We start from the raw sequence: 15,046 nt of genomic DNA, 5'->3' as shown, positions 1-15,046 counted from the left end.
CTCCCTGTCCGTTCTCATTGCGGGTGACAGTGGGCCTTCATACCGGCGGACCTCCCGGCGCGGCGGGGTCCTCGCTTACGATGGCCGTTGCGGTGGGGCCCACCTGCCGTGCCCGCGCCAGCGTCCATACACGACCCAGTGCACAGGCCCGACCGGCAAGGAGACCAGCCTCAGTGTCCGTCTTCAACAAGCTCATGCGTGCAGGCGAAGGCAAGATCCTGCGCAAACTGCACCGCATCGCGGACCAGGTCAACTCCATCGAAGAGGACTTCATCAACCTCTCCGACGCCGAGTTGCGGGCGCTCACCGATGAGTACAAGGAGCGGTACGCCGACGGCGAGAGCCTGGACGACCTGCTCCCCGAGGCATTCGCGACCGTTCGCGAGGCCGCCAAGCGTGTTCTCGGTCAGCGCCATTACGACGTCCAGATGATGGGTGGCGCCGCCCTCCATCTCGGTTATGTCGCCGAGATGAAGACCGGTGAGGGCAAGACCCTCGTCGGTACGCTCCCCGCCTATCTGAACGCGCTGTCAGGCAAGGGCGTCCACCTGATCACGGTGAACGACTACCTGGCCGAGCGAGACTCCGAAATGATGGGCCGGGTGCACAAATTCCTCGGCCTCGAGGTCGGCTGCATTCTCGCCAACATGTCGCCCGCTCAGCGCCGTGAGATGTACAACTGCGACATCACGTACGGCACGAACAACGAATTCGGCTTCGACTACCTGCGCGACAACATGGCGTGGTCCCAGGACGAGCTTGTCCAGCGCGGCCACAACTTCGCCATTGTCGACGAGGTCGACTCGATCCTGGTCGACGAGGCCCGTACGCCGCTGATCATTTCCGGCCCGGCCGACCAGGCCACCAAGTGGTACGGCGACTTCGCCAAGTTGGTCACCCGCCTCAAGAAGGGCGAGCCGGGCAACCAGCTCAAGGGCATCGAGGAGACCGGCGACTACGAGGTCGACGAGAAGAAGCGCACCGTCGCCATCCACGAGCCCGGTGTCGCCAAGGTCGAGGACTGGCTGGGCATCGACAATCTCTACGAGTCGGTCAACACGCCGCTCGTCGGGTACCTGAACAACGCCATCAAGGCCAAGGAACTGTTCAAGAAGGACAAGGACTACGTCGTCATCGACGGCGAAGTCATGATCGTCGACGAGCACACCGGCCGTATCCTCGCCGGCCGCCGCTACAACGAGGGCATGCACCAGGCGATCGAGGCGAAGGAAGGGGTGGACATCAAGGACGAGAACCAGACCCTCGCCACGATCACCCTGCAGAACTTCTTCCGCCTCTACGGCAAGCTCTCCGGCATGACCGGTACGGCCATGACCGAGGCCGCCGAGTTCCACCAGATCTACAAGCTGGGCGTCGTGCCGATCCCGACGAACCGGCCGATGGTCCGCGCCGACCAGTCGGACCTGATCTACCGCACCGAGGTCGCCAAGTTCGCCGCGGTCGTCGACGACATCGCGGAGAAGCACGAGAAGGGGCAGCCGATCCTGGTCGGCACCACCTCGGTCGAGAAGTCCGAGTACCTCTCGCAGCAGCTCTCCAAGCGCGGTGTCCAGCACGAGGTCCTCAACGCCAAGCAGCACGACCGTGAGGCATCGATCGTCGCCCAGGCCGGCCGCAAGGGCGCCGTCACCGTCGCCACGAACATGGCCGGCCGCGGTACGGACATCAAGCTCGGCGGCAACCCGGACGACCTCGCCGAGGCGGAGCTGCGCCAGCGCGGCCTCGACCCGGAGGAGCACATCGAGGAGTGGGCGGCTGCGCTGCCCGCCGCGCTGGAGAAGGCCGAGCTGGCGGTCAAGGCGGAGTTCGAAGAGGTCAAGGCGCTCGGCGGGCTCTACGTGCTGGGTACGGAGCGGCACGAGTCGCGGCGTATCGACAACCAGCTGCGCGGTCGTTCCGGCCGTCAGGGCGACCCGGGCGAGTCCCGCTTCTACCTGTCGCTGGGCGACGACCTGATGCGCCTGTTCAAGGCCGCGATGGTCGAGCGTGTGATGTCGATGGCGAATGTGCCGGACGACGTACCGATCGAGAACAAGATGGTGACGCGGGCGATCGCGTCCGCCCAGTCGCAGGTCGAGCAGCAGAACTTCGAGACGCGCAAGAACGTCCTGAAGTACGACGAGGTGCTCAACCGGCAGCGCGAGGTCATCTACGGCGAGCGGCGCCGGGTGCTCGAGGGCGAGGACCTGCACGAGCAGGTGCGTCACTTCATGGACGACACCATCGACGCGTACATCCAGGCGGAGACCGTCGAGGGCTTCGCCGAGGAGTGGGACCTCGACCGGCTGTGGGGCGCGTTCAAGCAGCTCTACCCGGTGAAGGTCACGATCGAGGAGCTGGAGGACGCGGCGGGTGACCGTGCGGGGATCACCGCCGAGTTCATCGCCGAGTCCATCAAGGACGACATCCACGATCAGTACGCGGAGCGCGAGACGCAGCTCGGCCCCGAGATCATGCGGGAGCTGGAGCGGCGCGTGGTGCTGTCCGTCCTGGACCGCAAGTGGCGTGAGCACCTCTACGAGATGGACTATCTCCAGGAGGGCATCGGCCTGCGTGCGATGGCCCAGAAGGACCCGCTGGTCGAGTACCAGCGCGAGGGCTTCGACATGTTCAACGCCATGATGGACGGCATCAAGGAAGAGTCCGTCGGCTACCTGTTCAACCTGGAGGTCCAGGTCGAGCAGCAGGTCGAGGAAGTTCCGGTGCAGGCTGTGGCCGATCGGGCCGGGGCCGCGAAGCCGTCGCTCGCCAAGGAAGACGCGGTGCCGGCCGGTGCGGCCCGTCCGGAGATCCGGGCGAAGGGGCTCGACGCTCCGCAGCGGCCCGACCGGCTGCACTTCTCCGCTCCCACGGTGGACGGCGAGGGCGGTGTCGTCGAGGGCGACTTCGAGAACGGTGACGGGCCTGCGCGGTCCGCGTCGGACGGGATGACTCGCGCCGAGCGGCGCAAGGCGCAGAAGGGTGGCAGCCGCCGCCGCAAGAAGTAGCGCGCAGCCGTCCTGGCAGGTCTGCGGCCTTACCGGTCGGTGGTCTTGCAGGTCTGTCTGTGCGACGGGCATTTGCCGGCCGGGGCCGGGCACCTTGAGTGGTGTCCGGCCCCGGCCGTGTCTATGCCCTGGCTCGGGTCGCGTCGGTCGTGCCCGACGGGGTGCCGCCGATTTCGACTGCGGCGCATCGCCAGCGCAGGTCCTGGCCGCGCTCCAGCCGGAACGCCATCGCCCGCACCTGCTCGCCGGCCGCGATGCTCGCGAAGGCCTCGACCACGCCGGGGCGGGGGTGGAAGCCGCCGCAGCGGCGTACGACGGGGAGCGTGCCCCGGGTCCTCAGCGGAGTTCGGGGGGCGAGCTGGACCAGCTGCTCGTACGCCTCACCGATGGTGTGCCCGAGCATCCAGTGCACGGGGCGGCGGCCACTGAGCACGGCAAGCAGGCGCTCCGCGAACTGTTCGTGCGGCGTGGGGCGGTGGTGGCGCTGCCGTAGTGCGGCTGCGGCTGCGGGTGCTGTGCGCGTTCGGGTGCCAGTGCCTGCTCCAGCGCCTGCTCCGGTGCCTGTGGGTGCGGCTGCGGCTGCGGCCCTTGCTGTGGGTGTGCCCGGCCTGCGCTGGTCCCGGCGTCCCTGCGGCCTGGTCCTGTCCTTGCTCATCCTGCTGCCCCCGCTCTGCGTGCCCGGCGTTGATACCGGGCAGTAACTTCTGCTGCTGATCTTTTACGGGGGCGGGTGGGCGGCGGCAAGACGCAGTGGCCGCTCTGGGTGGCGGCCGGTGAATTCACCTATCAGGGTGACCTGGGGTCCACCAGGGGCGGCGTGAGGCGTCGCGCGCCCCCTTCAGGTGGACGTCGCGCGGGGTGGGGACCACCACCCCGATGGGGGACTCCGTACGTATCCTTGAGTCCGTCTTCCGACTACGAAAGCGGCTTGCGATGCGCGTCTACGTACCCCTGACCCTTCCTGGTCTCGCTGAGGCGCACAAAGCGGGCGAGCTCGGCCCCGGCCCGCTGACCGCATACGCCGTTACGCCGGGTCTGCGCGAGTGGTACGTCTCGGACGACATAGAGGAGCTGGAGTACGCGGCACTCAACCGGGCCGCGGCAGCGTCGCTGCGGCTGCTGGCAGGGGACCCCGGGGCCGCGCGGCGCCGGGTCGTCGTCGCCGTCGACGTGGCGGACGGGCAGGCCGTCGCCGACCCGGACCGCGGGCTCGATGCCGCCGGGATCGGCGAGGTGCGGATCGCGGACGCCGTACCGCTGAAGAAGGCGGCGGCGGTGCATGTCGACGCGGACGACGCGGAGGCCGATGTGACGGCGGCGGCCGCGGCGCTGGGGGCGGCGGACCACGGGGACGACGACGCGCAGTTCACGGTGGACGGGGCGGAGGACCACGAGCTGCTGTGGTTCGGCGTGCAGGAGATCCCGAACCTGATCGGCTGAAGGCCGGGGCGGGCTGAGCGGCTGAGCAGGCTGGGCGGACTGGGTTGTCAGAGCGGATGGGTACCGTCTTTGCATGGTGAAGCACACGACGCATCTGGTCTGGGACTGGAACGGCACGCTGCTCGACGACATCAGTGCGGTCATCGGCGCGACGAACGCCGCGTTCGCGGAGATCGGCCTTGAGCCGATAACGCTCGCGCGCTACCAGGAGCTGTACTGCGTGCCCATACCGCGCTTCTACGAGCGGCTCATGGGGCGGTTGCCGACCGATGCGGAGTGGGTCGTCATGGACGAGGCCTTCCACCGGCACTACACGGAACGACGGGTGGCGTGCGCGCTCGCCGAAGGCGTGGAGGAGCTGCTGCTGGAGTGGCAGTCCCGGGGCCGCAGTCAGTCGTTGCTGAGCATGTACGGGCATGAGCAGCTGCTCCCGGTGGTGCGCGGCTACGGAATCGAGCGGCACTTCATACGCATCGACGGCCGGACCGGCCCTTCCGGCGGCAGCAAGGCCGCGCACATGACCCGCCATGTCGCGGCGCTGGGCGGCGTCGCCTCGGATCGGGTGGTCGTGATCGGTGACGCGGTCGACGACGCGGTGGCGGCGGCGCATGTCGGAGCGCGGGCGGTGCTTTACACCGGGGGTTCGCACAGCAGGGCCAGCCTGGAGCAGGCGGGCGTACCGGTGGTCGACACGCTGGAGGAAGCGGTGGTTGCGGCTGAGTGGCTTACGGGATGAGTGGCTTACGGGGTGAGTGGGGTGAGAGGGCTGTCGACGGGTGCGTTCGCCGGCTGCTGACCGGCGAGGGCGTTGTGCGCGGGTCGGGGCGCGGCGGACATTTTCCCCACCCCGCCCCTTCTCGCCCCTTCCCGTCCCGCGGCCCTGGTCCCCAAGCCCCCTGGCCTGATCCCCAAGCCGCCTCAGGTCACCGGTGCCTTCGTTCGAAGCACTTTGAGGAATTCGCGCATCCAGGCTGGGTGGTCCGGCCAGGCTCGGGCTGATACCAGGGTGCCGTCGACCACTGCCTCCGCGTCGTGGAAGGTCGCCCCGGCGGCCTGCATGTCGAGTTCCAGGGCCGGGTACGCCGTGACCCGCCGACCCACCAGGCCGTCGATGGCTGCCGTCAGCAGTGGGCCGTGGCAGATCTGGGCCACCGGCTTGTCCGAGTCGAAGAAGGCCTTGAGGATCTTGCGGAGCTCTCCGTCGTTGCGCAGGTACTCGGGGGCGCGTCCGCCGGGGATCACCAGTGCGGCGTACTCGCCCGCGTCGACTTCCGAGAAGGCGACGTCGGCCGGCAAGGTGTAGCCGGGCTTTTCCGTGTACGTGTCGAAGCCGGGCTCGAAGTCGTGGACCACGAACTGGAGCGTCTTGCGGGTCGGGGCCGCGATATGGACCTCGTACCCCTCCTCGCGCAGACGTTGGTACGGGTAGAGGACCTCCAGCGACTCTGCCGCGTCGCCGGTCACGATCAGGATCTTCGCCACCATGGCTACTTGCTCCTCTCGGCCTTTACTGTCCCGGTCAACGTGCATCCGCGTCGCGGGTTTGCCAAGCACGCGCGGCCGGATTGACGGGCGGTTTCGGTGGGCGCCGGGCCGTTGCGGAGCGGCTGCCTCGCCGGTTCTCACGCTTACCGCGCTCGTCGCTGTCCAGACTGTCAAACTTCGCGGCTGGTTTTGTACACCATCCGGACATGACGGCCCCCCGGTACGGGGCGATAGCCTGGTCCCGTGATCAGCGCGATAGGCCTCGGGGGCAGTGAAGCCCCCGCCATGCGCCCGGAGCACCACCGTGCCCGGGCGGTCGCTGATCCCCGAAACCCTGACCTGATGCCAAAAATAGCCAATATGGCCAAAAACGTCACGGGTATCTCTCATCGCGGCATAACGTCGACATCGACCGGACACCCCGCGTCGTGGCGCTGTGCCACCTTCTTCACCACCTACGTCACGCAACGGCGCGCGACAGGAGCCAGAGGACATGCAGACCAAGCTGGACGAAGCCAAGGCCGAGCTGCTCGCACGGGCGGCCCGGGTAGCTGAGCACAGCCCGGCCGGGGGGCAACCTTCGACTGGGTCCACGAGGGCAGGGGCTCCCGACAGGGACACGACCCTCGCGTACCTCCAGCGCTACTACCTGCACACGGCACCCGAAGACCTGGCAGACCGCGACCCGGTCGACGTGTTCGGCGCGGCCCTCTCGCACTACCGTCTGGCGGAAAACCGCCCCCAGGGCACGGCGAATGTGCGCGTCCACACGCCGACGGTCGAGGAGAACGGCTGGACCTGCAGCCACTCCGTCGTCGAGGTCGTCACCGACGACATGCCGTTCCTGGTCGACTCCGTCACCAATGAGCTGTCCCGCCAGGGCCGCGGCATCCACGTCGTGATCCACCCGCAGGTCGTCGTACGACGCGATGTCACCGGCAAGCTGATCGAGGTCCTCACCGCCGAAAAGGCGGGCTCTGCGGCAGGCAAGAAGAAGCTGCCGCACGACGCGTTCATCGAATCCTGGATTCACGTCGAGTTCGACCGCGAGACCGACCGCTCCGACCTCAAGCAGATCACCGCCGATCTGCTCCGCGTCCTGTCCGACGTCCGCGAGGCCGTCGAGGACTGGGAGAAGATGCGCGACGCCGCGCTGCGCATCGGCGACGAGCTGCCGAGCGAGCCCACCGCCGACGACCTGCGCGACCAGGAGGTCGACGAAGCCCGCGAGCTGCTGCGCTGGCTGTCCGCCGACCACTTCACCTTCCTCGGCTACCGCGAGTACGACCTGGTCAACGGCGACGCGCTCGCCGCAGTCCCCGGCACCGGCCTCGGCATCCTCCGCTCCGACCCGCACCACAGCGGCGACGACGCGCACGCCCACCCCGTCTCGCCGTCCTTCAGCCGGCTGCCCGCCGACGCCCGCGCCAAGGCCCGCGAGCACAAGCTGCTCGTACTGACGAAGGCCAACAGCCGCTCGACCGTGCACCGGCCGAGCTACCTCGACTACGTCGGCGTGAAAAGGTTCGACGCCGACGGCAATGTCATCGGCGAGCGGCGCTTCCTCGGACTCTTCTCCTCGGCCGCGTACACCGAGTCCGTACGCCGCGTCCCCGTCATCCGCCGCAAGGTCGCCGAGGTTCTCGACAGCGCGGGCTTCTCGCCCAACAGCCACGACGGCCGCGACCTGCTCCAGATCCTGGAGACGTACCCGCGCGACGAGCTCTTCCAGACCCCCGTCGACCAGCTGACGTCCATCGTGACGAGCGTGCTCTACCTCCAGGAACGGCGTCGCCTGCGGCTGTACCTGCGACAGGACGAGTACGGCCGCTACTACTCCGCCATCGTCTACCTGCCCCGCGACCGCTACACCACCGGCGTCCGGCTGCGCCTGATCGACATCCTGAAGGAGGAGCTCGGCGGCATCAGCGTCGACTTCACCGCCTGGAACACCGAGTCGGTCCTCTCCCGCCTGCACTTCGTCGTCCGCGTCCCGCCCGGCACCGAGCTGCCCCACCTCACCGACGCCGACACCGAGCGCATCGAGGCCCGCCTGGTCGAGGCCGCCCGCTCCTGGGCCGACGGTTTCGCCGAGGCGCTGAACGCCGAGTGCGGCGAGGAGCGCGCCGCCGAGCTGCTGCGCAGATACGGTCACGCCTTCCCCGAGGGCTACAAGGCCGACCACTCGCCGCGTGCCGCCGTCGCCGACCTGGTCCACCTGGAGCACCTGACGAAGGGCCGCAAGGACTTCGCGCTCTCGCTGTACGAGCCGGTCGGCGCCGGACCCAACGAGCGCCGCTTCAAGATCTACCGGATCGGCGAGCAGGTCTCCCTCTCCGCCGTCCTGCCCGTCCTCCAGCGCCTCGGCGTCGAGGTCGTCGACGAGCGCCCGTACGAGCTGCGCTGCGCGGACCGTACACACGCGTGGATCTACGACTTCGGGCTGCGCATGCCCAAGCCGAGCAGCAACGGCGGCTACCTGGCCGACGACGCGCGTGACCGTTTCCAGGACGCCTTCGCCGCGGTGTGGACCGGGCAGGCCGAGAACGACGGCTTCAACGCCCTTGTCCTGAGCGCCGGTCTGGACTGGCGGCAGGCGATGGTGCTGCGCGCGTACGCCAAGTACCTGCGCCAGGCCGGTTCGACCTTCAGCCAGGACTACATGGAGGACACCCTCCGCAACAACGTCCACACCACTCGGCTGCTGGTGAGCCTCTTCGAGGCGCGGATGTCGCCGGAGCGGCAGCGGGCCGGTACCGAGCTGACCGACGGGCTCCTGGAGGAGCTCGACGGGGCGCTCGACCAGGTCGCCTCGCTCGACGAGGACCGCATCCTGCGGTCCTTCCTGACCGTCATCAAGGCGACGCTGCGCACCAGCTTCTTCCAGACCGCGGACAACGGCGAGCCGCACGGCTACATCTCGATGAAGTTCGACCCGCAGGCCATCCCCGACCTCCCCGCGCCCCGCCCGGCGTACGAGATCTGGGTCTACTCGCCGCGCGTCGAAGGCGTCCACCTGCGCTTCGGCAAGGTCGCCCGCGGTGGTCTGCGCTGGTCCGACCGGCGTGAGGACTTCCGTACGGAGGTGCTCGGCCTGGTCAAGGCGCAGATGGTGAAGAACACCGTCATCGTGCCGGTCGGTGCCAAGGGCGGCTTCGTCGCGAAGAACCTCCCGGACCCGTCCGTCGACCGTGACGCGTGGATGGCCGAGGGCATCGCCTCGTACAAGACCTTCATCTCGGCGCTGCTCGACATCACCGACAACATGGTGGCGGGCGAGGTCGTGCCGCCGAGGGAGGTCGTACGGCACGACGAGGACGACACGTACCTCGTCGTCGCCGCCGACAAGGGCACCGCGACCTTCTCCGACATCGCCAACGAAATCGCGATCGCCTACAACTTCTGGCTCGGCGACGCCTTCGCGTCCGGCGGTTCCGTCGGCTACGACCACAAGGGCATGGGCATCACGGCCCGCGGCGCCTGGGAGTCCGTCAAGCGGCACTTCCGCGAGCTCGGCCACGACACCCAGACCGAGGACTTCACGGTCGTCGGCGTCGGCGACATGTCCGGCGACGTCTTCGGCAACGGCATGCTGCTCTCCGAGCACATCCGCCTCGTCGCCGCCTTCGACCACCGGCACATCTTCATCGACCCGACGCCGGACGCCGCCGTCTCGTACGCCGAGCGGCGCCGCCTCTTCGACCTGCCGCGCTCGTCCTGGGCCGACTACAACAAGACGCTGCTGTCCGCAGGTGGCGGCATCCACCCGCGCACCGCCAAGTCGATCCCGGTCAACGCGCACATGCGCGAGGCTCTCGGCATCGAGCGGGGCATCACCAAGATGACCCCGGCCGATCTGATGAAGGCGATCCTCAAGGCGCCGGTGGATCTGCTGTGGAACGGCGGCATCGGTACGTACGTCAAGTCGACGGTCGAGTCGAACGCCGACGTCGGCGACAAGGCCAACGACGCGATCCGCGTCAACGGCGAGGACCTGCGGGTCAAGGTCGTCGGCGAGGGCGGCAACCTGGGCGCGACCCAGCTCGGCCGCATCGAGTTCGCGCGCCGCGGCGCCGGCGGTGAAGGCGGCCCCCGTGGTTCAGGAGGAAGGTGTAACACCGACGCCATCGACAACAGCGCCGGTGTGGACACCTCCGACCACGAGGTGAACATCAAGATCCTGCTCAACGCGCTCGTGGCCGACGGCGACATGACCGTCAAGCAGCGCAACCAGCTGCTCGCCACGATGACCGACGAGGTCGGCATGCTGGTGCTGCGCAACAACTACGCGCAGAACGTGGCCCTGGCCAACGCCGTCACCCAGTCGCCCTCGCTGCTCCACGCGCACCAGCGCTTCATGCGCAAGCTGGAGCGCGACGGCCACCTGAACCGCGCTCTCGAATTCCTGCCCGCCGACCGCCAGATCCGCGAGCTGCTGAGCACCGGCCGGGGCATGAGCCAGCCCGAGCTCGCCGTCCTGCTCGCCTACACCAAGATCACGGTGGCGGACGAGCTGATCAAGACGAGCCTGCCGGACGACCCGCACCTGCGGAGCCTGCTGCACGCGTACTTCCCCCAGGCGCTGCGCGAGAAGTTCGGCGAGCAGATCGACGCGCATGCGCTGCGCCGTGAGATCGTCACGACCGTGCTGGTCAACGACACCGTGAACACCGGTGGTTCGACCTTCCTGCACCGTCTGCGGGAGGAGACCGGGGCGGCGATCGAGGAGATCGTACGGGCGCAGTTCGCGGCCCGCGAGATCTTCGGGCTCAGCCAGGTCTGGGACGCCGTCGAGGCGCTCGACAACAAGGTCCCGGCCGACGTCCAGACCCGGATCCGGCTGCACTCGCGCCGCCTCGTCGAGCGCGGCACGCGCTGGCTGCTGGGCAACCGGCCGCAGCCGCTGGAGCTCGGCGAGACCATCGCCTTCTTCAGCCAGGGTGTGGAACGGGTCTGGGACGAGCTGCCGAAGCTGCTGCGCGGCGCGGACCTGGAGTGGTACCAGAGCATCCTGGACGAGCTGACGGAGGCGGGTGTTCCGGAGGAACTCGCGCTGCGGGTCGCCGGGTTCTCGTCGGCCTTCCCGACGCTCGACATCGTCGCGATAGCGGAGCGGACCGACAAGGCTCCGATGGATGTCGCCGAGGTGTACTACGACCTCGCCGACCGTCTCTCCATCACGCAGCTGATGGACCGGATCATCGAACTGCCGCGGGCCGACCGCTGGCAGTCCATGGCCCGTGCCTCCATCCGCGAGGACCTGTACGCGGCGCACGCCGGCCTGACGCAGGACGTGCTGTCCGTCGGCAACGGGACCTCGACGCCGGAGCAGCGCTTCAAGGCGTGGGAGGAGAAGAACGCGGCGATCCTGGGCCGCGCGCGGACCACGCTGGAGGAGATCCAGGGCTCGGACGCGTTCGACCTGGCGAACCTGTCGGTGGCGATGCGGACGATGCGGACGATGTTGCGTACGCGCGTCTGATCCTCAGCGGTACGTCGAGGAACGGTACGTAGAGCAGCGGTACGTAGAAGGGGGCGCCCGGCACCGGGTTTCGGTGCCGGGCGCCCCTGTTTTACGCCCTTGTTCACGCTCCGGAAGCCGTCCAGAGCCTGCGGCAGGCCAGCAGGGCCGCGCCGAGCAGCAGACCGTTGCGTACGACCATGATCGCGCAGCCCAGCGGCGTGCCCACGACGACATCCCCGTACAGCACCGGATATGCGAGCGCGCTGATGGCGGCCGCGGGCAGCAGCAGTGCCGCGACCGGGCGCTGGGTGGTGGCGCGCGAGGTGAGGCAGACGGCGGCCAGCCCCAGCAGCCAGATCAGGTACTGGGGGCTGATCACCCGGCTGGTCACGGTGAACAGGAGTACGGCGGTCAGCGTGGCGTCGAAGGGAGTCGCGGTCGTCCAGCGGCGGGCCCTGACCCGCCACAGCAGCAGCCAGCAGAAGGCGGCGGCGGTGAAGAACAGCGATGCGTGGACGAGCGCCGAGACATACGGGCCGGTGAACTCCATGGAGCCGTACCGGTATTCGACCCTGCCGGACCATCCCGCCAGGCGGGCGAGCGAGAGCACCGTCCCGGCCATCGACTCGATCTGCACACCCCTGCCGCCCTGCTGCCGCAGAAAGTCCAGGGTGTGCGAGAAGGCGAGGGTGAGCACGGCGAGCAGCACCGCCGCACTGGCGGCGGCCGCCGCGCATGCCTCCCTGGTCGTACGTCCCCGGGGAGCGCCGAGCAGCGTGAGCACCGGCCACACCTTCACCATCGCACCGAGCCCGGCGAGCGTACCGCCGAGGACCGGGCGGCGGTGGAGCGCCAGGAGGGCCAGTACGGCGATGGCGGTGGCCTGGACGTCGTACCGGACGAGCGGGAGGTGGAGGAGCAGCGGCAGCGCGCACACCCACATCCACGCGCCGGCGGCGCTGCGCCCGTAGCCGGCGGCGCCGGCCCGTGCGAGCGCCCGGGCGACGAGTGCGTCGGCGGCGAGGGTGAGGGCGACGAACGCCTGGAAGTAGGTCAGCCACGGGAGGGCGGCGGGCGTGAGGATCACCAGTCCGGCGCCTGGCGGGTACTGCCACATGACGTCGTCGAACGGGAAGCCGCCCCGGGTGAGCTGCTCGTACCAGCCGTAGTAGATCCGGTACACCTCGCCGCCGATGTCCGGCGCGTCGAGGAGGTCGCCGGAGGGCAGCACGAGCAGGGCGAACATGCCGAGGCGGGTGGTGAGCCAGACGACGCCGAGGGCGCGCGCGGCTGGGACGGTGTTCGAGGTGCGGGCCGCGACTTTCTGCGTCGTCATCAACGCGAACTTTAATCAGCTATGTCAGGACTACGGCGTTCATTTCGCTCTGCAGCGGCGCGGCCCGGGGAGCCGGACTGCGGTCCTCCAGCGGGATGACGGGCGGCAGCCCGGAGGTTTCGTTGAGGAACACATGGCGCACGACGCGCTCGGCCGCCCGGCCGTCGTCGTACGCGCAGAAGCGCGCCCGGAACGCGGTCCGCAACTGGGCGGAGCGGGAGCCGCGCCAGTGGTCGCCGGCGAAGATGTCGATCAGCTCGTCCTCGGTGCGGGCGATCGCGCCCGGCGGGAATTCGCGCAGGTCGAAGTAGGTGCCGCGGGCCGCGTCGTAGGCGTCCCAGTCGTCGGTGTGGATGACGATCGGGCGGTCGAGGACGGCGTAGTCGAACATCAGGGACGAGTAGTCGGTGATGAGTGCGTCGGCGGCCAGGCAGAGGGTCTCGATCGAGTGGTGGTCGGTGACGTCGACGATCCGGGACGTGCGGGCGGAACTCGGGCGGGACAGCGGGGCGTTGTAGGAGTGGTGGGCACGGGTCAGGATGACGAAACGGGGGCCGAGTTCGCGGGAGATCCGTTCGAGATCGAGCGAGAGGCGCTGCGTGCGGCTGTAGTCGCGGTGGGTCGGGGCGTACAGGACGCAGGTGCTGTCCTTGGGGACGGAGAGCGTCTCGCGCAGGCGCGCGACATCGGCGGCGGTGGCGCGCTGGAAGATGTCGTTGCGCGGATGGCCGTATTCGAGCGTGGTGTATCCCGACGGGTACGCCCGCTCCCAGACCGTGGAGGAGTGGCGGTTGGCGGAGAGGCAGTAGTCCCACTTGTCGACGTCGTCGAGGAGGCGGGCGAACTCCGTGGAGCGGGCGGCCGCCGGGTGGTCCTGGAGGTCGAGGCCCATCGACTTGAGCGGGGTGCCGTGCTGGGTCTGGAGGAGGACCTGGCCGGGGCGCTTGGTCAGGCACGGGTCGAAGCCGGTGTTGTTCACCAAGTACTTGGCGCGGGCGAGCGCCGTCCGGTGGGCGAACGTGCCGGGCCTGAGGCGGCGGGTGCCCGTGGGGACGGTGTGGTGGTGCTGGGGATCGGCGATCCAGAAGGTCCGGATGTGCGGGGCGAGTTCGCGCACCTGCTCCTCGATCGCGGCCGGATTGCAGGCGTAACCGCCGTGCCCGTACGCGGAGAAGACGGCCTGCCCCGGGCGCAGCGGCAGGCGCAGCTGGACGCGGTAGTGGAGGCGCAGGGCGGCGGCGCGCATGACGCGGCGGACGGCACGGGACCCGCGCCGCAGCGTGGAGTACAGGCGGCGGGCGGTCCGTAGCGTGAGGTACGTGCGGTGGCTGCCGAGCCGCACCATCGCGTGCCGCAGGCGTGCGCCGGGACGAGGGGCGGCGCCGGGGGTGCGGTAGCGGCGGTAATGGGCACGCGCCCGGCGGAAGAACTCCGCGTGGCTGCCCGCCGGGAGCCGGCGGCGGGAAGTGTCCGGCGTGGTGAAGTGGTCAGCCATCCGCCGGAAGATCACCGGGCGCCAGCGGGCCAGTTCGGGGCGGGAGTCGATGAAGCCGAAGACCCGGTCGTACTGGCCGAAGATGTCGAAGTGCCCCCGGCCGTTCGCGGCGGGGGCTTTGCCCAGGCGCCGCTGCCTGTGGTGCACACAGACCTCGTCGAGGACGGCGATCGAGGCGGCGGCCATCAGCGCCGGGTAGGTCCAGGGTGTGCCCTCGTGGCGGCCGGGCGGGAAGGCGAGGCCCTCGCTCTCCACGAACTCGCGGTGGTACGCCTTGTTCCAAGCCGCCGGGAGGATCTCCAGCAGGCCCGGCCGGTCGGCGAGTTCGAAGGAGGCGGGGCCCCGCTCGCTGAGCCGGTCGGCGAGCTCATTGCGCACGGCCTCGCCCGACCAGTGCGTACGGGCGAAGTCGTACACCAGGACGTCCGGACAGCCCGTCTCCTTGAGACGGTCGGCGATGGCCTGGAGCGCGCCGGGAACCAGGGTGTCGTCGCCGTCGAGGAAGATCAGGTAGTCGCCGGTCGCCTTCGTGACTCCCGCGTTGCGCGCGGGCCCCGGACCGGTGTTTTCCCGCAGGTGTACGGGGAAGACCCGCCGGTCGCGGGCGGCGAACTCGTCGATGAGCGCGCCGCAGGCGTCTGGCGAGCAGTCGTCCACCGCGATCAGTTCGAGGTCGTCGTAACGCTGTGCCAGCACCGAATCCATGCACTCTTCGAGGTAAGCCTGCACCTTGTACGCGGGCACGATGACGCTGAACCGGGGCACGGGACTCCTGGAGTCGACGCGGGCAGATGGCCCCGGAACGGCCGACCGAGCGG

At 69.3% G+C, this 15,046-nt stretch carries 8 protein-coding genes; 4 read left to right on the top strand and 4 right to left on the bottom strand.

Annotated elements, in window-relative coordinates:
- Positions 1-173 precede the first annotated feature (173 nt).
- Positions 174-3,008 (top strand): preprotein translocase subunit SecA, encoded by a 2,835-nt coding sequence (gene secA / locus PXH83_RS10620; protein ID WP_274559147.1) that lies wholly within the window; start codon positions 174-176, stop codon positions 3,006-3,008.
- A 121-nt stretch (positions 3,009-3,129) separates the two neighbouring features.
- Here the strand turns inward: secA and PXH83_RS10615 are convergent, their stop codons facing one another.
- On the bottom strand, positions 3,130-3,663 hold the full coding sequence (locus tag PXH83_RS10615; protein WP_274559145.1) for an Rv3235 family protein: 534 nt from the start codon (positions 3,661-3,663) through the stop codon (positions 3,130-3,132).
- A gap of 278 nt (positions 3,664-3,941) precedes the next feature.
- On the opposite strand from PXH83_RS10615, the gene PXH83_RS10610 reads away from it, so the two are divergent.
- Together PXH83_RS10610 and PXH83_RS10605 are read left to right on the top strand one after the other, a co-directional pair.
- Positions 3,942-4,448 carry a DUF6912 family protein gene (locus PXH83_RS10610; RefSeq protein WP_274559143.1) on the top strand — a complete coding sequence of 169 codons (507 nt, stop codon included), beginning with the start codon at positions 3,942-3,944 and terminating at the stop codon, positions 4,446-4,448.
- A gap of 73 nt (positions 4,449-4,521) precedes the next feature.
- Complete coding sequence (locus PXH83_RS10605) at positions 4,522-5,184, top strand: HAD family hydrolase (protein ID WP_274559141.1); 663 nt, start codon at positions 4,522-4,524, stop codon at positions 5,182-5,184.
- Positions 5,185-5,366: 182 nt separating this feature from the next.
- Here the strand turns inward: PXH83_RS10605 and PXH83_RS10600 are convergent, their stop codons facing one another.
- On the bottom strand, positions 5,367-5,933 hold the full coding sequence (locus PXH83_RS10600) for a DJ-1/PfpI family protein (protein WP_214922268.1): 567 nt from the start codon (positions 5,931-5,933) through the stop codon (positions 5,367-5,369).
- Between the two features lie 493 nt (positions 5,934-6,426).
- Between PXH83_RS10600 and PXH83_RS10595 the strand changes: the two genes are divergently transcribed.
- Positions 6,427-11,415 carry an NAD-glutamate dehydrogenase gene (locus tag PXH83_RS10595; protein WP_274559137.1) on the top strand — a complete coding sequence of 1,663 codons (4,989 nt, stop codon included), beginning with the start codon at positions 6,427-6,429 and terminating at the stop codon, positions 11,413-11,415.
- A 103-nt stretch (positions 11,416-11,518) separates the two neighbouring features.
- Here the strand turns inward: PXH83_RS10595 and PXH83_RS10590 are convergent, their stop codons facing one another.
- Positions 11,519-12,733: a glycosyltransferase 87 family protein gene (locus PXH83_RS10590; protein WP_420803145.1), complete on the bottom strand. Its 1,215-nt coding sequence runs from the start codon at positions 12,731-12,733 to the stop codon at positions 11,519-11,521.
- Between the two features lie 19 nt (positions 12,734-12,752).
- Complete coding sequence (locus PXH83_RS10585) at positions 12,753-14,993, bottom strand: bifunctional glycosyltransferase/CDP-glycerol:glycerophosphate glycerophosphotransferase (protein WP_274559136.1); 2,241 nt, start codon at positions 14,991-14,993, stop codon at positions 12,753-12,755.
- Positions 14,994-15,046: the final 53 nt, after the last annotated feature.

Origin of the sequence: Streptomyces spiramyceticus (genome assembly GCF_028807635.1) — a bacterium.
Lineage (GTDB): Bacteria > Actinomycetota > Actinomycetes > Streptomycetales > Streptomycetaceae > Streptomyces > Streptomyces spiramyceticus.
Note: the sequence above shows the minus strand (reverse complement) of the source record. Positions and strands in the feature narration are given on the sequence as shown.

Excerpts from the sequence above, each read along its gene's own strand:
- PXH83_RS10595 (WP_274559137.1), top strand. The coding sequence starts at position 6,427 with ATGCAGACCAAGCTGGACGAAGCCAAGGCCGAGCTGCTCGCACGGGCG.
- PXH83_RS10610 (WP_274559143.1), top strand. The coding sequence starts at position 3,942 with ATGCGCGTCTACGTACCCCTGACCCTTCCTGGTCTCGCTGAGGCGCAC.
- PXH83_RS10590 (WP_420803145.1), bottom strand. The coding sequence starts at position 12,733 with ATGACGACGCAGAAAGTCGCGGCCCGCACCTCGAACACCGTCCCAGCC.
- PXH83_RS10600 (WP_214922268.1), bottom strand. The coding sequence starts at position 5,933 with ATGGTGGCGAAGATCCTGATCGTGACCGGCGACGCGGCAGAGTCGCTG.
- PXH83_RS10605 (WP_274559141.1), top strand. The coding sequence starts at position 4,522 with ATGGTGAAGCACACGACGCATCTGGTCTGGGACTGGAACGGCACGCTG.
- PXH83_RS10615 (WP_274559145.1), bottom strand. The coding sequence starts at position 3,663 with ATGAGCAAGGACAGGACCAGGCCGCAGGGACGCCGGGACCAGCGCAGG.